At 71.4% G+C, this 23,636-nt stretch carries 16 protein-coding genes; 8 read left to right on the top strand and 8 right to left on the bottom strand.

Translation table 11 applies throughout. The features are described from left to right. Nucleotides 1–30 precede the first annotated feature (30 nt). Nucleotides 31–3,777, top strand: coding sequence for an ABC transporter ATP-binding protein (locus OG494_RS44640; RefSeq protein WP_328449293.1), 3,747 nt, complete (start codon nt 31–33; stop codon nt 3,775–3,777). Nucleotides 3,778–4,002: 225 nt separating this feature from the next. Next, on the top strand, nt 4,003–4,608 hold the full coding sequence (locus tag OG494_RS44635) for a DUF4291 domain-containing protein (protein WP_328449292.1): 606 nt from the start codon (nt 4,003–4,005) through the stop codon (nt 4,606–4,608). Between the two features lie 27 nt (nt 4,609–4,635). On the opposite strand, the gene OG494_RS44630 is transcribed toward OG494_RS44635, so the two are convergent. Further along, nucleotides 4,636–4,773, bottom strand: a complete 138-nt coding sequence (locus OG494_RS44630; RefSeq protein WP_328449290.1) for a hypothetical protein — start codon at nt 4,771–4,773, stop codon at nt 4,636–4,638. Between the two features lie 373 nt (nt 4,774–5,146). Between OG494_RS44630 and OG494_RS44625 the strand changes: the two genes are divergently transcribed. Next, nucleotides 5,147–8,896 carry a multifunctional oxoglutarate decarboxylase/oxoglutarate dehydrogenase thiamine pyrophosphate-binding subunit/dihydrolipoyllysine-residue succinyltransferase subunit gene (locus tag OG494_RS44625; protein WP_328449288.1) on the top strand — a complete coding sequence of 1,250 codons (3,750 nt, stop codon included), beginning with the start codon at nt 5,147–5,149 and terminating at the stop codon, nt 8,894–8,896. Nucleotides 8,897–8,965: 69 nt separating this feature from the next. Here the strand turns inward: OG494_RS44625 and OG494_RS44620 are convergent, their stop codons facing one another. From OG494_RS44620 to OG494_RS44610, 3 genes are all read right to left on the bottom strand, one after another. Beyond that, nucleotides 8,966–12,226 (bottom strand): CHAT domain-containing tetratricopeptide repeat protein, encoded by a 3,261-nt coding sequence (locus OG494_RS44620; RefSeq protein WP_328449286.1) that lies wholly within the window; start codon nt 12,224–12,226, stop codon nt 8,966–8,968. Then, entirely contained in the window at nt 12,223–13,296 is a 1,074-nt protein-coding gene (locus tag OG494_RS44615; RefSeq protein ID WP_328449284.1) for a hypothetical protein, read from the bottom strand. The genes OG494_RS44620 and OG494_RS44615 overlap by 4 nt, the downstream gene beginning before the upstream one ends. An 88-nt stretch (nt 13,297–13,384) precedes the next feature. Continuing rightward, nucleotides 13,385–14,890 (bottom strand): S8 family serine peptidase, encoded by a 1,506-nt coding sequence (locus OG494_RS44610; RefSeq protein WP_442874534.1) that lies wholly within the window; start codon nt 14,888–14,890, stop codon nt 13,385–13,387. Nucleotides 14,891–15,092: 202 nt separating this feature from the next. Between OG494_RS44610 and OG494_RS44605 the strand changes: the two genes are divergently transcribed. The 4 genes from OG494_RS44605 to OG494_RS44590 all read left to right on the top strand — a co-directional run bounded on the left by OG494_RS44605 (nt 15,093) and on the right by OG494_RS44590 (nt 18,791). Then, complete coding sequence (locus OG494_RS44605) at nt 15,093–15,611, top strand: GNAT family N-acetyltransferase (protein ID WP_328449282.1); 519 nt, start codon at nt 15,093–15,095, stop codon at nt 15,609–15,611. A gap of 17 nt (nt 15,612–15,628) precedes the next feature. Further along, nucleotides 15,629–16,609 carry an LLM class flavin-dependent oxidoreductase gene (locus OG494_RS44600; RefSeq protein WP_328449280.1) on the top strand — a complete coding sequence of 327 codons (981 nt, stop codon included), beginning with the start codon at nt 15,629–15,631 and terminating at the stop codon, nt 16,607–16,609. Nucleotides 16,610–16,804: 195 nt separating this feature from the next. After that, entirely contained in the window at nt 16,805–17,422 is a 618-nt protein-coding gene (locus OG494_RS44595; protein WP_328449278.1) for a LysE family translocator, read from the top strand. 82 nt (nt 17,423–17,504) lie between these two features. After that, complete coding sequence (locus tag OG494_RS44590; protein ID WP_328449276.1) at nt 17,505–18,791, top strand: erythromycin esterase family protein; 1,287 nt, start codon at nt 17,505–17,507, stop codon at nt 18,789–18,791. Here the strand turns inward: OG494_RS44590 and OG494_RS44585 are convergent. Genes OG494_RS44585 through OG494_RS44570 form a run of 4 tightly spaced genes read right to left on the bottom strand, consistent with a single transcriptional unit; the run spans nt 18,781 to nt 22,119 of the window. Next, nucleotides 18,781–19,668, bottom strand: coding sequence for an ABC transporter substrate-binding protein (locus tag OG494_RS44585; RefSeq protein ID WP_328449274.1), 888 nt, complete (start codon nt 19,666–19,668; stop codon nt 18,781–18,783). The two genes, OG494_RS44590 and OG494_RS44585, sit on opposite strands and share 11 nt — an antisense overlap. Next, entirely contained in the window at nt 19,665–20,357 is a 693-nt protein-coding gene (locus tag OG494_RS44580; protein ID WP_328449272.1) for an ABC transporter permease, read from the bottom strand. The genes OG494_RS44585 and OG494_RS44580 overlap by 4 nt, the downstream gene beginning before the upstream one ends. Beyond that, nucleotides 20,354–21,037, bottom strand: a complete 684-nt coding sequence (locus tag OG494_RS44575) for an ABC transporter permease (protein ID WP_328449270.1) — start codon at nt 21,035–21,037, stop codon at nt 20,354–20,356. Before OG494_RS44575 ends, OG494_RS44580 begins: the two co-directional genes overlap by 4 nt. Beyond that, complete coding sequence (locus tag OG494_RS44570; RefSeq protein WP_328449268.1) at nt 21,034–22,119, bottom strand: ABC transporter ATP-binding protein; 1,086 nt, start codon at nt 22,117–22,119, stop codon at nt 21,034–21,036. The genes OG494_RS44575 and OG494_RS44570 overlap by 4 nt, the downstream gene beginning before the upstream one ends. Before the next feature lie 101 nt (nt 22,120–22,220). On the opposite strand from OG494_RS44570, the gene OG494_RS44565 reads away from it, so the two are divergent. Further along, nucleotides 22,221–23,633 (top strand): bis-aminopropyl spermidine synthase family protein, encoded by a 1,413-nt coding sequence (locus OG494_RS44565; RefSeq protein WP_328449267.1) that lies wholly within the window; start codon nt 22,221–22,223, stop codon nt 23,631–23,633. The last annotated feature ends 3 nt before the right edge of the window (nt 23,634–23,636 follow it).

The raw sequence follows: 23,636 nt of genomic DNA, 5'->3' as shown, positions 1-23,636 counted from the left end.
TCTGTCGGTCGCGACGCTTAGTGTTGCTACGTGAGCACCGCACCGCCCCGCCTCCGTCAAGAGCTCCCACCCACCGAGACCGTCGGCTGGGTGCGGCGGCTGTCCGCCGCGGCGTGGGAGCACCGCGCCACCGTCGTGCTGTCGCTGGCCGCCGCCGTGTTCAGCGTCGGGGTGCAGGCCGCCAGCCCGCTGCTGGTGCGCGCGGCGGTGGACGACGCGGTGGCGGGTCAGACCGGCGCCCTGCCGGGGATCGCGGTCGTCCTGGTGGCGTTGCAGCTGGTCGCGTTCGCCACGGCGTTCCTGCGCCGCTACTTCGGCGGCAAGCTCGCCCTCGACGTCCAGCACGACCTGCGGCAGCGGGTGTTCAACGCGGTGTCGCGGCTCGACGGCGGCAAGCAGGACGCGCTGCGCACCGGCCAGGTCGTCTCGCGCGCGATCTCGGACCTGCAGCTGGTCACCGGGATCCTGATGCAGATCCCGCTGTCCTTCGGTTCGGTGATCTTCGCGCTGCTGTCGTTCGTGGCGATGCTGTGGATGTCGCCGGTGCTGACGCTGATCGCGCTGGTCGTCACGCCCGCGGTGGGCATCGTCGTGACCCGCAGCCGCAAGCGGCTGTTCCCGGCGACGTGGTCGGCGCAGCAGCGCGCGGCGGACGTCGCGCAGCAGGTCGAGGAGACCGTCACCGGTGTCCGCGTCGTGAAGGGCTTCGGCCAGGAGTCGCGCGAAGTCGGCCGCTTGGAGCGGACGGCGCGCAAGCTGTTCGGAGAGCGCCTTCGCGCGGCGAAGCTGTCCGCGGTGCCGACGGCCACGACCGCGGCGTTGCCCGCCGCGGGCCAGGTCGCGGTGCTCGGCATCGGCGGTGTCCTCGCGCTGGACGGCTCGATCACGCTCGGTACCTTCCTCGCCTTCGCGACCTACCTCGCGACTCTGATCGGCCCGGCCCGGATGCTGTCCGGCCTGGTCGTGCAGGCCCAGCTGACCCGCGCCGGCGCGGAACGCGTGTACGAGCTGATCGACGCGCAGCCGGACGTCGTCGACGCCCCCGACGCACGGCCGCTGCCGAAGGGCCCGCTCGGCGTCGAGCTGAGCGACGTCCGGTTCGGCTACACCCGCAGCGAACCGGTGCTGGACGGCCTTTCGGTGACCGCGCACCCGGGCGAGACCCTCGCGCTGGTCGGCACCGCCGGGTCCGGGAAGTCGACGATCTCGCTGCTGCTGCCCCGCTTCTACGACGTGCACGCGGGCGCGATCCGCGTCGGCGGGCTCGACGTCCGGGACGTGCCCCTGCGGCAGCTGCGCCAGTCGATCGGCGTCGTGTTCGAGGAAGCGTTCCTGTTCTCCTCGTCGATCCGCGACAACATCGCCTACGGCCGGCCCGACGCCGGGGACGACGAGATCGTCGCGGCGGCGCGCGCGGCGGAGGCCGACGAGTTCATCCGCGCCCTGCCGGAGGGCTACGACACCCTGGTCGGCGAGCGCGGCCTGACCCTTTCGGGTGGCCAGCGGCAACGGCTCGGGCTGGCGCGGGCGCTGATCACCGACCCGCGGATCCTGATCCTCGACGACGCGACGTCGGCCATCGACACCGTCACCGAAGCGGCGATCCACGACACGCTGCGCTCGGTCACGGCCAGCCGCACGACCCTGCTCATCGCGCACCGGCGCTCCACCCTCGCGCTGGCCGACCGGATCGCGGTGCTCGACGACGGCCACGTCGTCGACGTCGGCACCGAGGCCGAGCTGATGGCGCGCTGCCCGCTGTTCCGCGAACTCGTCGCGGGCCCGGGTGACGACGTCGAGGAGAAGGTCCGCTGCGAGGGCCTCGACCGCGGCCCGGCCGGCGTCACGGCGGCGCTCTGGCCGCGTGACGACGACAAGGACGAGGTCGACCACCTGGCCGAGGCCGCGCAGCAGCGCAGCGGCAACCCGAACAGCAGCGGGTTCGTCGGCGGGGGTGGCGGTCTCGACGTGCCGCCGACGCCGGAGCTGATCGAAGGCGTCCGGAAGCTGCCCCCGGTCACCGACGAGCCCCGGCTGTCCGATGTGGACGTCACCGCGCCGGACCCGCGGTTCCGGCTGGCGGGCCTGCTGCGGCCGGTCCGCTGGCCGCTCGCGGTGGTGATCGGCCTGGTCGCGGCGGACGCGCTGGCCTCGATCGCGCTGCCGGGGCTGTACCAGTTCGGCGTCGACCACGGCGTCCGCACCGGCGTGGAGTGGATGATCTGGCTCGCCGCCGGGATCGGCGCCGTGGTGATCGCGGCCGACTGGGTGGTGGTCTTCGCGCAGACCCGGCTGACGTCGCGGGTCGGCGAGACGGTGCTGTACGCGCTGCGCGTCCGCAGCTACGCGCACCTGCAGCGGCTCGGGCTCGACTACTACGAGCGAGAGCTGTCCGGGAAGATCATGACCCGGATGACGACGGACGTCGACGCGCTCTCGACGTTCCTGCAGACCGGGCTGGCCACCGCCGTGGTCAGCGCGCTGACACTGGCCGGGATCACGGTGGCGCTGCTGGTCACCGACGCCGGCCTGGCGCTGTACGCGCTGGCGATGGTGCCGGTGCTGGCCGTCGCGACGGTGATCTTCCGGCGGGCGGCGTCGAAGGCCTACAACGAGGCCCGCGAGCGCGTCAGCCTGGTCAACGCGGACATGCAGGAGAACATGAGCGGCCTGCGCGTCGCCCAGGCGTACACCCGCGAAGACCGCTCCGCCGAGGCGTTCGCTTCGCGCAGCGACGACTACCGCCGCTCGCGGCTGCGGGCGCAGCGGTACGTGGCGACGTACTTCCCGCTGGTCGCGCTGATGTCCGACCTGGCGACGACCACGGTGCTGGTCGCGGGCGCGAACCGCGTGTCGGCGGGGACCCTGTCGGCCGGCGTGCTGCTCGGGTTCCTGCTGTACCTGCAGCAGTTCTTCTCCCCGATCCAGCAGCTGTCCTCGGTGTTCGACGGCTACCAGCAGGCCCGCGTCGGCCTGAACCGGATCGGCGACCTGCTGCGGACGCCGACGTCCGTCCCGCCGGCGGAACACCCGCTGGCCATCCCGGAGCGGCTGCGCGGCGAGGTCAGCTTCAAGGAGGTCGACTTCGCCTACGCGGGCACGGACGCGAAGGCGCTGGCGCAGTTCTCGCTCGACGTCGCGGCCGGGGAGACCATCGCACTGGTCGGCGCCACCGGCGCGGGCAAGTCGACGGCGGTGAAGCTGGTCGCGCGCTTCTACGACGCCACCGGCGGCACGGTCCGGATCGACGGCACCGACGTCCGCGAGTACGAGCTCGCCGGGCTGCGGCACCGGATGGGCGTGGTGCCGCAGGAGGCGCACCTGTTCTCGGGCACGGTGGCCGACAACGTCCGGTACGGCCGCCCGGCGGCGACGGACGCCGAGGTCGAGGCGGCGGTCCGCGCGGTGGGCGCGCTCGACGGCGTCGCGGCGCTGTCGGCCGGGTTCCTGCAGCCGGTGGGCGAGCGCGGGCGGTCGCTGTCGGCGGGGCAGCGTCAGCTGGTGGCCCTGGCCCGGGCGGAGCTGGTGGACCCGGACGTCCTGCTGCTCGACGAGGCGACGGCGGCCCTGGACCCGTCCACGGAAGCCGCGGTCCTGCGCGCGACGGAACACCTGGCCCGCCGCCGCACGACGTTCGTGGTCGCCCACCGCCTCGCGACGGCGGCCCGCGCCGACCGCATCGTCGTCCTCGACCACGGCCGGATCGTCGAAACCGGAACCCACGAAGAGCTCCTGGCCGCGAACAGCTTCTACGCCCGCCTCTGGTCCCTCGGCTGACCCGTACCGGACCAGTCGGCTCACGTACCCGGAGAGTCGGCTCGCGTACCCGGAGAGTCGGTTCGCGTACCCGGAGAGTCGGTTCGTGAGCCGACCGTCCAGGTACGCGAGCCGACTCCCTGGGTACGCGAGCCGACTCCCTGGGTACGTGAGCCGACCCTGCGGGTACGGGTTCCGCACCGAAAGTCTCTCGCGGGGGTGGGCGGGCGATGGGAGCATGGCGGGATGTTCGAACAACAGCGGGCGCCCGACCGGCAGATCCGCGCCGTGCAGACCGAGACCACCGTCCGGGTCTACCAGGCCTACTCGCCCGAAATCGCCGAGCCGGCGCTGGCGAAGCAGACCTTCGTCGCGCCGTTCAAGCGGGAGCGGATGACGTGGATCAAGCCGTCGTTCCGGTGGATGGCCTACCGGTGCGGTTACGGGACCAAGCCCGGGCAGGAGGTCGTCCTGGCGATCGACATCACCCGCGACGGCTTCGAGTGGGCCCTGGCCCACGCGGCGCTGAGCCACCCCGGCCGCGACCAGGACAAGGCGGCCTGGGAAGCACAGGTCAAGACCAGTCCCGTGCGCGTCCAGTGGGACCCCGAACGTGACCTCAACCACCAGGCGCTGAACTTCCGGGCGATCCAGGTCGGACTGAGCGGCGAGGCCGTCGACCGCTACGTCGACGAGTGGATCACCGCTGTCACCGACGTCACGCCGGTGATGCGGCGGATCCACCAGCACCTGCGGGACTACGAGCTGCACAAGGCCGTGAAACTGGTCCCCCACGAGCCACCGTACGAACTCCCCGAAGACCTCGCGCGGGCCATCGACGCGGACGGCTGAGAGCCGGCTAAGGCAGCGCCCGCCACTTCAGGGACCCCAGTCCGCGGCCTCGACGTCCGGGCGCCCCGCCCAGCGGAACGTCCCCGGCCGGACGTGCACGCCCGCGCCGACCAGCCAGTCCGGCTCGCCGGGTTCGACGTGCTCCTGCTCCTCGAAATCGGCCACGGTGGGCCACACGGCCTCGCACGAATCGCACCGCAGCACGACCGTGCCGGACTCGGTGACCAGCGGCCTGACCAGGCCCTAGTCCCAGAACGACGGACATTCGAGCAGCCACATCCACCCAGCAGAACCAGCCGGGGTGAACGGCGGCGGAGCGCTCGGCGACGAGCCCGCCAACCCTGGCGAAAACCCTGTACCCGGTCCACTGCTTAAGGTTCTCTTAGCACATCTTGATCGTGTCAGTGACCGATGCCCTAGTGCGCCACGCCTCACACAGGCCGGTTCCATCACATCGCACTCATCGAGGGGGTTAGCCTGGTAGGCGCATCAACGGATCCAAGATCGAGATCGAGACGGATAGAGGCGAGCCCAAGCCGTGTCCAGCAGCAGCCCTGCGTCACAGTTCGGCCCCAACGAGTGGCTGGTCGAAGAGATGTACGACCAGTTCCTCGCTGACCCATCTTCAGTCGATGCCGCGTGGCACGACTTCTTCGCGGACTTCAAGCCGACGCAGAACGCTCAGACCAAGGCGGACAACGCCCGGCAGCAGCAAGCCGACGCCAAGCCCGCCACCAACGGACAGGCCACGGCGCCGTCGACGAAGGCGGTGCAGAACGCGGAGTCCGCGGCCAAGCAGACGTCGACGCCGGGCGCCAAGCCCGCCACCACCGCGCCCGCCAAGCCGGCTGCGAAGCCCGCCGCGAACGCCGCGAGCACGGCGAGCCCGGCCAAGGCCGCGCCGACCAGCCCGGCCAAGGCCGAGGTGAAGCCGCAGGCCAAGGACGAGCCGGAGTCGAAGCAGCTCCGCGGCGCCGCGGCGGCGATCGCCAAGAACATGGACGCGTCGCTGTCCGTCCCGACCGCGACCAGCGTGCGCGCGGTCCCGGCGAAGCTGATGGCCGACAACCGCATCGTCATCAACAACCACCTCAAGCGCACCCGCGGTGGCAAGATCTCCTTCACGCACCTCATCGGCTTCGCCATGGTGCGGGCGCTGAAGGACTACCCGAACCTGAACCGGCACTACCAGCAGATCGACGGCAAGCCGTTCGCGATCACGCCGGAGCACGTCAACTTCGGGCTCGCCATCGACATGAAGGGCAAGGACGGTTCCCGCAACCTCGTCGTGGCCTCGGTCAAGAACGTCGGGGACATGTCGTTCCTGCAGTTCTGGCAGGCCTACGAGGACATCGTCAAGAAGGCCCGCAACAACAAGCTGACCGCGGACGACTTCGCCGGCACCACCATCTCGCTGACCAACCCGGGCGGCATCGGCACCAACCACTCGGTGCCGCGCCTGCAGGCCGGCCAGGGCGCGATCATCGGCGTCGGCGCCATGCAGTACCCGGCGGCGTTCGAGGGCACCAGCGAGAAGACGCTGGTCGACCTCGGCATCAGCAAGATCATGACGCTGACCTCGACGTATGACCACCGCATCATCCAGGGCGCGGAGTCCGGCGAGTTCCTCAAGCGCATCCACCAGCTGCTGCTCGGCGAAGACGGCTTCTACGACGACGTCTTCACCAGCCTGCGCCTGCCGTACGAGCCGATCCGCTGGGTCGCCGACATCCCCGAGGGCCCGGTCGACAAGACCGCCCGCGTGATCGAGCTGATCGACGCGTTCCGGATGCGCGGTCACCTGATGGCCGACACGGACCCGCTGAACTACCGCCAGCGCAGCCACGCCGACCTCGACGTGCTGAGCCACGGCCTCACGCTGTGGGATCTGGACCGCGAGTTCCCGGTCGGCGGCTTCGCCGGCCAGGAGCGGATGAAGCTGCGCGACATCCTCGGCGTGCTGCGCAACTCGTACTGCCGCACGGTCGGCATCGAGTACACGCACATCCTCGACCCCGAGGAGCGCCGCTGGATCCAGGAGCGCGTCGAGATCCCGCACGAGAAGCCGGACCCCGCGGTCCAGAAGTACGTGCTCTCGAAGCTGAACGCCGCCGAGGCGTTCGAGACGTTCCTGCAGACCAAGTACGTCGGCCAGAAGCGGTTCTCGCTCGAAGGCGGCGAGACGGCGATCCCGCTGCTCGACACGCTGCTGGACAAGGCCGCCGAGCACGAGCTCGACGAGGTCGTCATCGGCATGCCGCACCGCGGCCGGCTCAACGTGCTGGCCAACATCGTCGGCAAGCCGATCTCGCAGATCTTCCAGGAGTTCGAGGGCAACCTCGACCCGGGCCAGGCGCACGGCTCCGGCGACGTGAAGTACCACCTCGGTGCCGAGGGCAAGTACTTCCGGATGTTCGGCGACGGCGAGACGAAGGTCTCGCTGACGGCGAACCCGTCGCACCTGGAGACCGTGGACCCGGTGCTCGAGGGCATCGTCCGCGCGAAGCAGGACCTCCTGGACAAGGGCGGCGAGGGCTACACCGTGCTGCCGGTCCTGATGCACGGCGACGCGGCCTTCGCGGGCCAGGGCGTCGTCGCCGAGACGCTGAACCTGTCGCTGCTGCGCGGGTACCGCACCGGCGGCACCGTGCACGTGATCGTCAACAACCAGGTCGGCTTCACCACCGCGCCGGAGCACTCGCGTTCCAGCCAGTACGCCACCGACGTCGCGAAGATGATCGGCTCGCCGATCTTCCACGTGAACGGTGACGACCCGGAGGCCGCGCACTGGGTCGCCCAGCTGGCCGTCGAGTACCGGCAGGCGTTCCACAAGGACGTCGTGATCGACCTGATCTGCTACCGCCGCCGCGGCCACAACGAGGGCGACGACCCCTCGATGACGCAGCCGGCGATGTACGACATCATCGACACGAAGCGCTCGGTCCGGAAGGGCTACACCGAGTCGCTGATCGGCCGCGGCGACATCTCCGTCGAGGAGGCCGAGGCCGCGCTGCGCGACTTCTCGAGCCAGCTGGAGCACGTCTTCAACGAGGTCCGCGAGCTGGAGAAGCACCCGGCGAAGGCGAGCCCCTCGGTCGAGGAGGAGCAGCAGGTCCCGGCGAAGGTCACGACGTCGATCAGCAGCGAGACGCTGGAGCACATCGGCGACGCGTTCGTGAACGTGCCGGAGGGCTTCACGCCGCACCCGCGGGTCAAGCCGGTCATGGAGCGCCGCCACAAGATGTCCCGCGAAGGCGACATCGACTGGGCGTTCGGCGAGCTGCTCGCGTTCGGGTCCCTCGCGCTGGAAGGCCGGCTCATCCGGCTGTCCGGCCAGGACTCGCGGCGCGGCACGTTCACCCAGCGGCACTCGGTCTTCATCGACCGCAAGACCGGCCAGGAGTACTCGCCGCTGCAGAACCTGGCCGACGGCCAGGGCCGCGTGATGATCTACGACTCGGCGCTGTCGGAATACGCGGCCGTCGGTTTCGAGTACGGCTACTCGGTGGCGAACTCCGAAGCGCTCGTGATGTGGGAAGCGCAGTTCGGTGACTTCGTCAACGGCGCGCAGACCGTCATCGACGAGTACATCTCCTCGGGCGAGGCGAAGTGGGGCCAGCGCTCCGACGTCGTGCTGCTGCTGCCGCACGGCCACGAGGGCCAGGGCCCGGACCACACCTCCGGGCGCATCGAGCGCTTCCTGGCGCTGTGCGCCGAAGGCTCGATGACCGTCGCGGTGCCCTCCACCCCGGCGAACTACTTCCACCTGCTGCGCCGGCACGCCCTCGACGGGATCCAGCGCCCGCTGGTCGTCTTCACGCCGAAGTCGATGCTGCGCAACAAGGCCGCGACCTCGGCGACCGCCGACTTCACCGGCCAGTCCCGGTTCATGTCCGTCATCGACGACGTGACGCCGGACCCGGCGAAGGTCCGCAAGGTGCTGCTGACCTCCGGAAAGCTGTACTGGGAGCTGGTGGCGGAGCGGACGAAGCGCGAGGCGGACGACGTCGCGATCGTGCGGATCGAGCAGTACTACCCGCTGCCGAAGAAGAAGCTGCTGGCGGCGCTGGAGCGCTACACCAACGCGACGCAGGTCGCGTGGGTCCAGGAGGAGCCGGAGAACCAGGGCGGGTGGCCGTTCTTCGGCCTGAACCTGCCGCGGAAGTTCCCGGAGGTGCTCTCGGGCCTGCAGGTCGTGTCGCGTCGCCCGATGGCGGCGCCGTCGGCCGGCTCGTCGAAGGTCCACGAGGTGGAGCAGAAGGCGCTGATCTCGAAGGCGTTCGACTGATCGCTTGACCACGAAGAAGGCCCCCGCACTGTTCGGTGCGGGGGCCTTCTTCGTCCGGCCGGAGCCGCGTCAGCCGCCCGAGGTGATGGAGAACGGGGCCCAGTTGCCGGCCGCCCGGAACGGCTGCGCCGCGTAGTCCGGGCCCGCCGCGCGCTGGCGGGCGACCTCCTCGAAGGCGCCTTCGGTGTCGCCGCCGAGCAGTTGCTGCCACCGGTGTTTGCAGGCGACGAACTCGTCGATGTTCCCGGCCGCGCGGTGCGCCGCCGAAAGCAGCGCGAAAGCCAGCGTCAGATCCAGTGTCCCGGCGGCGACGCTCTCGACGACCCAGCCCACGACGTCCCGTGAGCTCGCGCCCGCGACCCGGCGCTGCGCGTCGGTGAGCGCCACGCTGACCGCTTCCAGCGACCAGTCGGTGCCGCTCAGGCGGTCGTGGAACCACAGCATCAGCACCGCGGTCGCCAGGTCCGGCACCGGGCGGAAGGTGGTGACCAGCGCCGTCGCCCCGGCGGCGAGCAACGTGCTCGCGATGCCGGTGAGCTCGTCGCCGCTGCGGACCCGGTGCTTACCGCTCTGACAGGACCCGAGCACGACGAGCGCACCCGACCAGTCGAGTGCCGCGAGCCGCGGCAGCGTGACCTGGTCCGGGTCGCCGTCGGCGCCGGCGAGCAGCAGCCCCGACCGTTCCGGGCGGGCGTCGTCGAACACGGCGTGGCAGGCCAGGTGCACGAGCCGGGTGGTGCCGTCGAGGGCGCCGGCGAGCCAGTCGAAGGTGAGGTCGCCGCCGTGGCGGGCCTCGCCGCCCAGCCGGGCCGCGACCCCGGCCGCTTCGGCCCGCGCGAACGGCAGATCGCCGAGCGGGTCACCGCCGATGACCAGCGACTCCCGCCGCAGCCACGACCCGCGGTGCGCCGCGCGCAGCAGGGACGCGCTGGGCACCACGAACGTCCCCGGGCGGGGCTCGCCGGCACCGTCTTCCCCGGGCACGAGGTGCAGCGACGCCAGGTGCAGCGGACCGTACGGCGCGACGTACACCTCGGTGCGCACGTCGCCGACGAGCCGGGCGAGCCGCCGGTACACCGGCTGCGCGAGCAGCCGGTCGAGGCTGCCGGGGTCGTCGTCGTCCAGCAGCCGGGCGAAATCGGCGAGGTCCGGGTCGGCCGTCTCGACGACCAGCCGGACGTCGATCCCGGTGCCCGTCACGGTGAAGACGTAGATGCCCTTTTCACCCGTGAAGAACTCCAGCAGCGTCCGCTCGCCGCGCAGCGAAAGCAGCGACCGGACGTCCGGGCCGGTCGACGGCGTCGCCATCCGGTGCAGCCGGACGCCGGGGTGGCTGCCGGCGAGCCGGTCCCAGACGTCTTCGATCCGGGTCCGGACGCTCTCGATCTCCTGGTCGGCGCCGACGATCCGGACGGCCCGTTCCCGCGGGGACAGCCCGGTGTCCCCGAACGACCGCGTCCGCAGCCGGACGAGCTGCTGCCACAGCTCCGCTTCCTCGGCCAGCAGCGGATCCTCGCCCTCGGTGACCGGCGGCCGGTCGCGCACGGCGTCGAGCAGCGCCCGGGATTTCGCGGACTGCAGCAGTTCGAACGCCCGCTCGGCCTGGCCGAGCGCGATCGCGAGCTCGACGGCCGGGCCGTACGGCGGCTCGGCGTACACGGCGAACCGGCCGACCTCCCCGACGTCGACCGCTTCCCGGCGCAGAAGCGCGTAGGCCGCGCAAGCCCGCTCCAGCCGCTCGAGTGTCGCCTCGGTCGACTGTCCTTTCCGGACGGCCAGTTCACCGAGCTTGGTGTTGACGACGAACGAAAGCGCGACGTCCGGGTTGCCCACCAGCGAGACCTCGAGCTGGGTGGCGATCTCCGCGGCTTCGTCGTCTTTCCCTTGCCGCGCCAGGAATTCCATCAACCGGGCCCGGCGCCCGGCGAGCCGCCCCGGAAGGTCGCCGGCCATCGACTGCCCGGCTTCCACGAACCGCCGCAGGTAGTGTTCCTCCAGGTCGGCGGCGTCGTGTTCGCCGGCGATCCGGGCGGCGAGGCCGTCCAGGATGCCCATGTCGCCGACGGCGGCGAGCGCCTCCCGCTGGTCCTCCGAGAGGTCGGGCCTGCCCAGCCGTTCCCAGCGCCGGTCGCGCACGAAGGCCTGCAGTGCCCGGGCCCGGGCCAGGCGTTCGAGCACCTCCGTCTCCGAAAAGCCCTCGAAGCGCACCATCAGGCTGCACTGGTTGATCAGCGCGGCGAGTTCCCGGTCGGGGTCGCCGAGCTGATTCGCCCGGAGCTTGGCCCGTTCCAGGTACCGCCAGGCCGTTTCGTGCTCGCCGGTCTCCATGTAGAGGTAACCGAGGCTGTTCCACACCCGCGGCAGGCAGTGGTGCGCCGCGAGGTGCTCCCAGGCCGCTTCGGACTGGCGGAGCAGGCGCTCGGCGGTCGCGTACTCGTGCCGCATCAGGGCCCGCTCGCCCTCGTCCACCGCGTCTTCGGCGGACTTCGCGAAGAGACCGATCTCGAGCGCGGCGTCGGCTTCCGGGTGCTCGGCGGTGAACTTGGCGGCGGTCTGCCGCTCGATCTCCGCGACGCGCGCGGCGTGGGCGGTGGTGTAGTGCTCGACGTCGACGTCGGCGTGCAGCCGGTGGATCAGGTCGTGTGCCTCGACGAACGCCCGCGCGGCCGCGTCGCGATCGGTCAGCCGAGCGCGGATCGAAAGGTTGCGCAGCGCCTTGAACTCGTCGTACCCGGCGTCCGCCGACCGGAACAGCGCCACGGCCTCCCGCGTCCGCTCGACCGCCTCCCCGAACCGGCCCTGCCGGTGCAGCTCCTCGCCGAGGTTGTCCAGGGCGATCGCCCGCAGGACCGGGTTCTCGCCGGGGACCGCGAGGGCCTCTTCGTACAGCTCGAGGGCGCTCGGGTCGTTGCGCCGGGACCGGATCAGCGCGTGGTTCTGCAGCGTGGCGCGGTACCCGTCGGCGTTCCCGGACGCCTTGGCCGCCTTCACCGCCTCGGCCAGGTACTCGTCGGCTTCGGCCAGCCGCTCGTCGGCCATCTCGACCAGCCCGAGCCCTTCGAGGGCGGCGCTGACGGCGTTGAGGTCGCCCAGCTCCTCGGCGACCCGGTAGGCGAACACGTACGCCTGCCGGGCGTCGTCGAACTGCCGCGCCAGCCGGGCGGCCTGGCCGAGCAGCCGGTAGAAGGCGAACACCGCGAGCCGTTCGTCGCGCTCGGCCTCCGCCAGCTCCAGGCCGCCGAGCAGGGCCGCGTAGGCGTCCTGGTGCCGGCCGGCGCCGAGCAGCCGGTGGGCGTGCTGGATCAGCGCGAACAGCCGGGCGTCGCTCACGCCCGCACCGACCGGAGGAGGGTGGCCGGATCGTCGACGAGGTGCAGTTCGGGCGGCGGCCCGCCACCCGGCCGGTGGCCGCGCAGGTCCGCCAGTTCGAGGTTCGAGAACCGGTCGACCAGCTCGGCGTAGAGCCGCTGGTACTCGGTGAACAGCGTCTCCTGCTGGGGGCGGGTCAGGTCGTCGGAGAAGATCGCCCCCGCCGTCTGCCGCCAGGTGCGCTGCGCGGGCCCGAGGTCACCCGCGATGACCTGTTCCTTCGTCCGCTCCCACAGCGGGTAGAAGGCGAGCTTGCGGTAGTCGTCGCGTTCCCGCTTCGCCTCGACGCTGACCAGGATGAAGTCGTGCTCGGTGTACGGCTCCAGCGTGACGCCGTCGGGCCCGAGCCGGTGCAGTCTGCCCTCGGAGACGCGCAGCGCGGCCAGGTCCTCTTTGGTCGTCTCCGTGTGCGGCCGGCGCATGACGCAGAAGTGCAGCGGCACGAGCCCGCCCGGACCGCCGTGCTGCCACGACCGGTAGGCGCCGACGCGCAGTTCGACGTCCGGCGACTCGAGAAAGGACTCGATGCCGCGGATCAGCGACGACGCCAGCGGTACGGCGCCGGCGAGCCCGCCGAACCCGACCGCCGCGGCGACGTCCTCGACGACCTTCAGCGAACGCGCGATCCAGTCGGTGGTCTTGGCCCGGAACAACGCGACGAGCAGGCTGAAATCGTCACCCTCGTAGGGCACCGGCCCGGCGACGCGGACGTTGCCGACCTCGACGGCGTCGTCGGCGCCGGTCACCTGGAACCGCCGGGAGAGTTCGGCGCTGCTGAGCACCGTGGGCACCGCGACCGGTTTCCCCTTGTGGACGAACTCGGTGACGATCGTGCCGAAGGGCAGGTACTCGCGCCACAGCTCACGCGCCCGGGTGAGCCACATCTGCTGCAGCCGCACTTCAAGGTAGACGTGGCCGGGCACGAACTCGAGCGGCGGTTCGCCGCCCGGATCGGCGGCCGGGACCTGCACCGCGACGATCCCCTGGTTGTTCCGCTTGACCACGCGGTCGACCAGTTCCCGAATCCCCATCACGTCCCCCTCGAACAACGGCCTCGCGCCGATTCTAGGGATCCGCCCGGGGCCCGGCTGCCGGTCGGGACCGGCAGCCGGGTGATTTTCAGACGGTCAGCGACCAGGTGTCGATGCGCCCGGTGTCGGCCGAGGCGACGTCCTGGACGCGCAACGTCCAGGTGCCGTTCGCGGCCTCGCCGGCGACGTTCGCGCTGTAGGTCGTGTTGATGTCGTCGGACGAGTCACTGCCGGAGTTCTTCAGCCGGTACGCCGAACCGTCCGGCGCGACCAGGTCGATCACCAGGTCGCCGACGTAGGTGTGGACGATGTGGACCTCCACCGCCGTGGTCGCCGACGCGTTGCGCGCGCAGCCCGAGACGCTCACGCTGCTGGTCACCGCCGCACCGCGGTCGGGGATGGCGACGTCGGTGCCGTTGGTGACGGTGCCGCAGGTCGGCGGCGGGGTCGTGCCGGTGCCCGTGTAGAGCAGGACGTTCGGCGAGCCCGTGCCCGGGCTGGTCACCTTGCCGGTGGTGCCGTTCGCGACGAGCGCGTCGCGGACCTGCTGCGGCGTCGCGCCCGGGTTGGCGGCCAGGTACAGCGCCGCCGCGCCGACGACGTGCGGGGTCGCCATCGACGTGCCGCTGATCGTGTTCGTGGCGGTGGTGCTGCCGATCCACGACGACGTGATGCCGCTGCCCGGCGCGAAGATGTCGAGGCAGGTGCCGATGTTCGAGTAGCTGGCGCGGGCGTCGGTGGACGTCGTCGCGCCGACCGTGATGCCCGTCGCGACGCGGCCCGGGGAGCCGTTGCACGCGTTGGCGCCGTTGTCGTTGCCGGCGGCGAGACCGTAGGTGACGCCCGAGGCGATCGAGCGCTGCACGGCGGCGTCCAGGGTGCTCGACGCGCCGCCACCGAGGCTCATGTTGGCCACGGCGGGTTTGATCGCGTTGGCCGTCACCCAGTCGACGCCGGAGATCACGCCCGCGGTCGTGCCGGAGCCGCTGCAGTTCAGCACCCGCACGCCGACCAGCTTGACCTCCTTGGCCAGGCCGTACTGCGAGCCGCCGATGGTGCCGGCGACGTGCGTGCCGTGGCCCTGGCAGTCGGTGGCGTTGCTGTCGTTGTCGACGAAGTCGTAACCCGACGTCGCGCGCCCGCCGAAGGTGCTGTGCGTCAGGTTGATGCCCGTGTCGATGACGTACGCGTGCACGTTCGCCGCGGTGGTGCTGTAGCTGTACTTCTGGTCCAGCGGCAGGTTCCGCTGGTCGACCCGGTCCAGGCCCCACGACGGCGGGTTCAGCTGGTCGGCGCTGGCCCGCACGACCCGGTTCTGCTCCACAATGGACACATCGGGATCGGCTGCGACGCGCTTCGCCTGCGTCTCGGACATCGTGGCGGTGAAGCCGCGCAAGGCCGCCGAGAACGTCCGCTCGACGGTGCCGCCGTGCCGGCCGGTGACGCTCTGGGCCGTGCCGCCCTTGAGGACGACGATGTAGCTGTCCTTGACGGCGTCGGCGCTGCCGGCGCCGGCGATCGTGCCTTCCCTAGCGGTCGCGACGGCGTTGCCGCCGAGGACGGTCAACGCCGAGACCGCCGCCACCACACCGATTCTGCTGAAGATTCCCCGAGAGCTCCGCACGGATCTGTCCCTTCTGGGCAGGGGTGAAGGTGCTCGAACTGTAGGTCGACCCCGGTCGAGATAGGAAGATCGACCTGTTTGTCCGGTTTTGAACCACTCGAACGGTCCCCTACCAAAGTCGGCCCGGAAAACGGCTTCGCCGCGACGCCCGTCTCCGGGCATGCTGACGGCCATGCTCATCCGCCGCGAAACCCCCGACGACCGGACCGCCGTGCACGTCGTGCACTCGGAAGCCTTCCGCCGCGAGCCGGGCGTGACTCCCCTCGAAGCCCCGCTCGTCGACGACCTGCGCGCCGACGGCGACCTGATCGGCGCGCTGTCGTTCGTCGCGGTCCGCGACGGCGAGGTCGTCGGGCACGTCTGCTGCAGCCCGGCGCGGCTCGGCGACGACACCGGCGTCTCGGTCGGCCTCGGCCCGCTCGGGGTGCTGCCCGCGCACCACCGGACCGGCGTCGGCTCGGCGCTGGTGCACACGGTCCTCGGCGCGGCCGACGCCCTGGGCTACGGCCTCGTCGTCCTGCTCGGCTCGCCGGTGTACTACGCGCGCTTCGGGTTCGTGCTGGCCTCGACGCTCGGCGTCACGCCGCCGGAGCCGGGGTGGGCCGAGCACTTCCAGGCCCGCCCGCTCGCGGAGTACAACGCAACGCAGCAAGGCGCGTTCGAGTACGCGCCGGCCTTTTCCCGGATCTGAACAAGGAGCCCGCACGCATGTACGCACCCCGTTCGTCGGTCGGTGTCCGGATCAACCGCGAGCAGCCGCCGTCCCGGCTGCGCGAGCTGGCGCAGCAGGCCGAGGCGGCCGGGCTCGACGAGCTGTGGCTGGTCGAGGACTGCTTCTGGGCGGCCGGGATCGCGACGGTCGCCACGGCCCTGGCGACGACGTCGACGATCAAGGTCGGCATCGGCGTCATGCCGGTGGTGGCGCGCAACCCGGCGATCGCGGCGATGGAGCTCGCGGCGCTGGCGGAGCTGCACCCGGGCCGGCTGATCGCGGGCTTCGGCCACGGCGTCCCGTCGTGGATGAAGCAGATCGGCGCGTACCCGGCGTCCCCGCTGGCGGCGCTGGAGGAGACGCTCGCCGCGGTCCGGCGCCTGCTGGCGGGCGACCGCGTCTCGGTGTCCGGCCGGCACGTCTCGCTGGAGGAGGTGGAGCTGGTGTTCCCACCGGCCTCGCCGCCGCCGCTGGTGGCGGGCGTGCGCCGCCCGAAGTCCCTGGCGATCGCGGGCGCCACGGCGGACGGCACAATCCTGGCCGAGCCGTCCCCGCCGGAGTACGTCCGCTCGGCCCTGGCGGCCATCGCACCCGGGCGTTCGGTGGCGGGCGCCCCGGCGAACCACACGGTGGTGACGTACAACTGGCTGGCCCTGGGCGACCCCGAGCGAGCCCGGCTGACGGTGGCGGAGTCGCTCACGCCGGGAGCACGGGTGCAGGTGGAAGGCCTGCCGTTCGCCGACGAGCTGCTGGCCCTGGTGGACTCGGCGTCCACAGTGGACGAACTGGCGGCGGGCCTGCGTCCGGAGTGGATAGAGCAACTGGCCGTGTGCGGCGATCTGCCGTCGTGCGTGGCGCGGGTCCGCGCGCTGCACGAAGCCGGCAGCGGCTCGGTGGTGCTGCTGCCGTTGCCGGAGGAGCCCCCGGAGGAGGGCATCGAGGCCGCGGGCCAGGTGGCGGCCGCCTTGCGCGCCTGACGGCCCCGGTTGTCCACAGCCCGGCGGCACTGTGGACAACCAGGCCGGGCCGAGGCGGTTTCCGGCATTCCGTCGGACACCCCCGATACGCTGGAAGCGGGGCCGGTCCCCCGGAGAGGGTGGGGGCTGCTTTGGGGGGCCGAGCTCCGCGGAAAAGGGGTTCGCCGGGCGCGGGCCGCGTGTGAGGATCGGGTCATGCCCGTCGACCCGCACCTCTTGCCGGCCTTCATCGCCACCACCATGATCGCGATGGTCGTGCCGGGGCCGGACATGCTGTTCGTCCTCGGCTGCGGCATGCGCGGTGGGCCGCGGGCCGGGCTGCTCGCCACCGCCGGGGTCGCCACCAGTGAGGCGATCCACGTCGCCGTGGCGGCGGCCGGGCTCGCCGCCTTGTTCGCCGCCGTGCCCGTGGCCTTCACCGTCGTGCGGGTCGTCGGCGCCGCTTACCTCATCCACCTCGGCGTCCAGGCCATCCGCAAGCGCAAGGCCATCCCCGGCGACACCGTCCCCGGCACCGAACGCGCCTACCTCTCGGGACTGCTGACCAACCTCCTGAACCCGAAGATGGTCACCTTCACCATCGCGTTCCTCCCCCAGTTCGTCGACCCCGCTCTCGGGCGCGTCGGGCTGCAGTTCGCGATCCTCGGCGCGATCATGATCGTGTTCGAGTTCCTCGTCGACGGCGCCGTCGGTGTCCTCGCCGGCCGCATCGGTGGCTGGCTGCGCCGCAAGCGCAAGGCCCGGCAACGCCTCGAAGTCGCCACCGGCGGCATCTTCATCGGCCTCGGCGTCCGGCTGGCCCTCGAGCACTGACCCGGGGGTAGCGCCTGCGCTACCCCCAAGCCGGCGGCCCGCCCCAGGGTGCGGAGCCCGGGCCCCGGCCAGGATCCGTGTCATGACCAAGAAAACCACAGCCGTCCTCGCCGCCGCGGCCATCGTCACGCTCCTCGCCCCCGCGACCGCCGACGCGGCCCAGCCGGACCCCGTCCGCGCGCTGACGCAGGCGGCGCATCCGTTGCGCACCACCGAACCCGGCTGCGACACCGCCGACCTGCGGGCCCTCGGCGCGATGATCGGCGACGCCCAGGTGACCGGCCTCGGCGAAGCGACCCATGGCTCCCACGAGTTCTTCGCCATGAAGGAACGGCTCTTCCGCTACCTCGTCGAGGAGAAGGGCTTCACCACCTTCGCGCTCGAAATGAGCTGGTCCGCCGGCCTCCGGATCGACGAGTTCCTCCAGACCGGAAACGGTGACGCGCGCACCATCACCAAGGCCGCCCTCGCCGGCTCGCCGTGGGACCGCGAGGAGTTCGTCCACCTCGTCGAGTGGATGCGCGACTACAACCGCCACCACCCCGCCCGGCCCGTCCACTTCCTCGGCGACGACCTCAGCGCGCCGACGGTGGACGACGAGTTCTTCGGCCGGGTGACCGGCTACGTCCAGCGGACCCACCCCGAGTCGCTGGCCCGGCTGAACGAGCTCTACACCGGCCTGCGCCCGATCGACGACGTCTTCGCCTACCTCGCCAAGCCGCTCGCGGAGCGGCAGCGGCTCGCGGCCCAGGCCCAGGAGGCCGTCGATCTGGTGCAGAGCTTCGGCGACGACTGGGTGGCGCAGGACGCCCGGTCCATCGCGCAGACCGCGAAGTTCCTCACGATCGACCTCGCCGATCCGGCCTCGGTGGCGACGTCCCAGCGCTTCCGCGACGAGGTGATGGCGCAGAACGTCGTCTGGTGGCAGCGGCACACCGGCGCCAAGATCCTGCTGTCCGCGCACAACGGCCACGTCGGCTACGTCTCCGGTGATCCCGGGCGGTACCCCAAGACGCAGGGCTCGTTCCTGCGCGACACGCTCGGCGCGAACTACGTCGCCACGGGCTTCACCTTCGACCGCGGTTCGTTCCTGTCGCAGGACGAAGCCGGTACCTGGCAGAAGTTCACCGTCGGCGCCGCCGGGCCCGGATCGAACGAGGACACCCTCGACCAGGTCCGCTACCAGGACTACTACCTCGACATGCGGTCCGCGCCGGCCGCCGCCCGCGCGTGGCTGGACGTCGCCCGGCCGACGTACGACATCGGGACGGCGTTCCCCGTCGACCCGGCGGACATCGCGCTCGCGCGGTCCTACGACCTGCTCATCCACCTCCACGACGTCCGTGAGGCGGCGATGGCTAGGTCTTGAGGTTGTTGCGGGCCAGGAAGTCCTCGGCGATGTCGAGGGGGTTGCGCTTCTCCTCGGTGAACTCCACGTTCAGCTGGGTGAGCTGGTCGGTGGTCAGCGCCGCCGACACCCGGTTCAGCGCCGCGGCTTCCTGCTCCGACAGCGTCCCCTTCGCGATGAGCGGCACGATGTTCTGCGCCGGGAACATGTTCTTGTCGTCGGTGAGCGGGACGAAGCCGTTCGCCTTGATGGTGGACGACGTGCTGAACAGGTCCGCCACCTGGACGTCGCCGGACTTGAGCGCCGCCACCGTCACCGGGCCGCCGGTGTCGGTGGTCCGGATCTCCTTGAACTCGCAGCCGTAGAGCGTCTTGATCTTGTCCTTCCAGCGGCTGCTCCACTGGCCCGGCCCGCCGAACACGAGTTCGCCGCAGCGCTTTCCCAGGTCGGAGACCGTCTTCACGCCGGAAGACGCCAGCTGCGGCCCGACGACCAGCAGGTCCTTGTCTTCGGCGGGCGCCTGGTCCAGCACCTCGAACCCGGCCGGCACCTTCTGCTTCAGCTGCGCGTAGACGTCCTGCGGCGTGGTCGCCTGGGTGTCCTTGTCGAAGTACCGCAACAGGTTCCCGCTGTAGTCCGGCACGACCGACAGCGACTTGTCCTGCAGCGCCTTGACGACGACCTCGCGGCTGCCCACCGGCGGCCGCACGGTGACGTTCTCCGCGCCCGCGTTCTTCAGCGCCCCGGCGTAGATCTGGGCCAGCAGCAGGCTTTCCCCGACGTCGGACGCGCCGATGATGATGTCGCCGTTCGAGCCGCCCTCACCACCACCGGCGAGCGGGTTGCCGCAGCCCGCGACCAAGACCGCGACGGCGATCAGACCGGCCAGCCGTTTCATGCCGCCACCTTCTTGCCGGTCGCCGCCGCCGTCGCCAGCCGGACCCCCTTGGGGACCAGCGCGCGGTTCAGCAGCGCGAACAGGACGTCGAGCACGATCGCCAGCAGTGTGGTCAACAGCGCGCCGGCGATCACCTCGGAGTAGTCCAAAATGGCCAGCCCGTCGAGCAGGAACCGCCCCAGGCCACCGAGTCCGACGTACGCGGCCACGGCGGCGGTCGCCACGAGCTGCAGCACGGCATTGCGGATGCCACCCAGCACCAGCGGCAGGGAGATCGGCACCTCGACCTTCCAGAGCCGTTGCCAGCCGGTCATCCCGATGCCCTGGGCGGCGTCGACGACGCCGTGGTCGGTCGCCTGCAGCCCGGCGTACGTGCCGGCCAGGATCGGCGGCACGGCCAGCACGACCAGGCCGATGATCGTCGCGGTGACGCTCTCGGTGAAGAGCAGGAACAGGAACGTGACGAGACCCAGCGTAGGCAGGGCACGGATCGCGTTGCCGGCACTCACCAGCGCGACGCCGCCACGTCCGGTGTGGCCGACGAACAGTCCCAACGGGACGGCGATCACCAAGGCGATCACCAGCGCCAGCACCGTGTAACCGAGGTGCTCCAGCAACCGCTGCGGGATGCCGTCCGGGCCGGACCAGTGGGCCGGGTCGCCGAACCAGTGGAAGAGATCGGTGATCATGCGACGGCCACCCCCGTGTTCCCGGCGCGTTCCCAGGGTGTCAGCAGGTTCCGCAGGCCGACGAGCAGCAGGTCGACGACCAGGGCGAGCACCAGGGTCAGCACGATGCCGACGACGATCGGCGAGAAGTACTCACGCTGGAAGCCGTCGGTGAACAGCACACCGAGGCCGCCGGTGCCGATCAGCGCGCCGACGCTCACCAGGCTGATGTTGCTCACCGACGCCACCCGCACGCCGGCCGCGAGCACCGGGACCGACAGCGGCAGCTCGACGGCGAAGAACTTGCGCACCGGCTTGTAGCCGACGGCGGTCGCGGCGGCGATCACCGACGGCGGCACCGCGTCCAGCGCGTCGAGCACCGGGCGCACCAGCAGCGCCGTGGTGTAGATCGTCAGCGCGACGACGACGTTGGTGCTGTCCAGGATCTTCGACCCGATCAAGCCGGGGATGACGACGAACAGCGCGAGCGACGGGATCGTGTAGAGCAGGTTGGCCAGCACCATGAGCACCGACCGCGCGGGCGCCCAGCGGTGCCCGAGCCAGCCGGCCGCGATCGCCAGCACGACGCCGATGACCAGCGGCAGCAGCGCGAGGTAGACGTGGTCACCGAGGTCGCCGAGGATCTGCTCGCGGTTGTTGCCGCTGCCCAGGTACCGCCCGAGCTCGTCGAAGAAGTTCATGACGCCTGCGGGGTCGCCTCGATCACATCGAGCACTTGACGAGCGAGCACCCCGCCGAGCACGCGGTGGTCGTCGTCGACGACCACGCCGAGGCTGGCGGGCGACGACAGCGCGGCGTCGAGCGCGCCGCGGATCGGGGTGCCGCGGATCCACAGTGAACCGCCGGCGACGAGGTCGTCTTCGGACAGTGCGCCGTCCACTGTGGAGTTCGGCGGCAGCCAGCCGCGCGGCTGCTTGTCGGCGTTGACGACGAGTCGCCAGCCGTCGCTCGCGGAGACCGGAGAGCCGATCTCGACCAGCTCGAGGTCCTTGATCTCGACGCCGTCGGCGGAGAGGAACGACAGGCCGCGGTAGCCGCGGTCACGGCCGACGAACGACGCGACGAAGTCGTCCACCGGGTGGCGCAGCACGTCGGCGGGGGTGCCGTACTGGGCAAGCTTGCCGCCGACGCGCATGACCGCGACCTTGTCGCCGAGCCGGACGGCCTCGTCGATGTCGTGCGTGACGAACACGATCGTCTTGCCCAGCTGCGACTGCAGCCGCAGCAGCTCGTCCTGCAGGCCTTCGCGCACCACCGGGTCGACCGCGGAGAACGGCTCGTCCATCAGCAGCACCGGCGAGTCCGCGGCGAGCGCGCGGGCGACGCCGACACGCTGCTGCTGGCCGCCGGAAAGCTGGGCCGGGTACCGCTTGCCGACCTCGACCGGCAGGCCGATGGTCTCCAGCAGCTCGGCCGCCCGCTTGCGCGCCTTCGCCTTGTCCCAGCCGGACAGCAGGGGCACGGTGGCGATGTTGTCCAGGACCGTCCTATGTGGAAAGAGCCCGGCGTGCTGGATGACGTAGCCGATGCCGCGGCGCAGCAGGGCCGGGTCGCCCTCGGCGACGTCCTTGCCGTCCAGCAGCACCTGGCCGCCGGTGGGCTCGATCATCCGGTTGATCATCCGCAGCGACGTCGTCTTGCCGCAGCCGGACGGGCCGACGAACACGGTGATCGTGCCGTCCTCGACCGTCAGGTTCAGCTTGTCGACGGCGACCGTCCCATCGGGATACTGCTTGGTCACGTCGCGGAATTCGATCGTCACTTGCCCACTCCCCGTGTCAGGTCCAATCGACCGTAGCCGAGTCGGCGGTGGTTGGCACGCTGTTCCGGCAGGTGGAGAGCGGGCGCCTAAGCTCGTGGCCCGTGAAGGCACTCGACGACGTCCTCGCCGCGCACGGCGTCGGCGTCCGCCCGTTGTACCGCGTCATCGACCTGCTGCGCACCGGCGACCACGACCTCGGTGAGCTGGTCCGGCTGAGCACGGCGCCGCGGCGCAGCGTGGAGGACGTCCTCGCGGCGCTGGGCGACGACCTCGACCGCAGCGGCGACCGGCTGCGCCTGTCCCCCGGCGTCGCCGCGTCGTACCTGCGCTACAGCGTCCCCCGCTACGCCGACCCGCTCGACGAAGCCGTGGCCACGCACGAGTTGCTGCCGAAGGTCGCCGAGTGGGTGGCCGAGGTGCCGGCGCCGCTGGCCGCGCTCGACCACGTCCAGGCCACGCCGGAGACGGTGCTGCGCCGCGCCCTGTGGCTGGACGCGCGTTACGACCTGGCATCCGCGCGGCTGCTGTTCCTCGGCGACCACGACCTGACGTCGCTGGCGGTGCGGGCGGTCTGCCCGGCGGCGGATCTGACCGTCGTCGACCTCGACGAGCGGGTGCTCGCCTACCTGGACGACCGCGCCGCCGGGGAGATCAAGACCGCGCACGCGGACCTGCGCGTCGGCCTGCCGCCCGCCGTGACCGGGCGCGCCGACCTGGTGTTCAGTGACCCGCCATACACGCCGGAGGGCATGGGCCTGTTCGCCGCGCGCGGGGTGCAGGCGCTGCGGGAGCCGAGCGAGGGGCGGCTGCTGTTCGCCTACGGCTACAGCCCGCGGCACCCGGCGCTGGGCGCGCAGGTGCAGCGCTCGCTGGCCACGCTCGGGCTGACGTTCGAGGCGATCCTGCCGGGCTTCAACAGCTACTTCGGCGCGCAGGCGATCGGCAGCGCGGCGGACCTGTACGTCTGCCAGCCGACGGCGAAGGCCAAGAAAGTCCGCAGTGGCAAGGCGATCTACACACACGGGCCGCAGTCGGTCGAGGCGGCCGGGACAAAACCGGCGCTGCTGGAGAAGCTGAAGGAGATCGCCGTCGCGAGCGGGCTCTCGTTCGAGTCGCGCCCGGTGGACTGGTCGATCTCCGGGCCCGAGGGCGACGCGATCGCGATGGACCTCTCGGCCGACCCCGGCCCGTGGCTGCTGCGCACGCTGCTGGGCACGAACGCCCGGCGGCTCGCGTTGCTGCTGCCGAACGCGCACCCGGACCTGGCGGACCAGGCGTCCCAGACGGCCCTTGCGGCCCTAGTCGCCGGCAAATACACGCTGCGGTACCTGCGGAGCACGCCGGACAACCGCCACGCGGTGGTCGTCGCGGACGCGGTGGAGCACCAGTCGGAGGTGCTGACCCGCGCCCACGCCCGCCTGGCGAACGTCTCCCTCGACGTCCCCCCGGACCTGCAGGACCTGCGCCTGGTGGATGTCCCCCGCCACCGCTTGCCGGCTCTGCTGGGTCTCTGAACG

The organism is Amycolatopsis sp. NBC_00438 (assembly GCF_036026695.1).
In the GTDB taxonomy this organism is placed as follows: Bacteria; Actinomycetota; Actinomycetes; order Mycobacteriales; family Pseudonocardiaceae; genus Amycolatopsis.
Note: the sequence above shows the minus strand (reverse complement) of the source record. Positions and strands in the feature narration are given on the sequence as shown.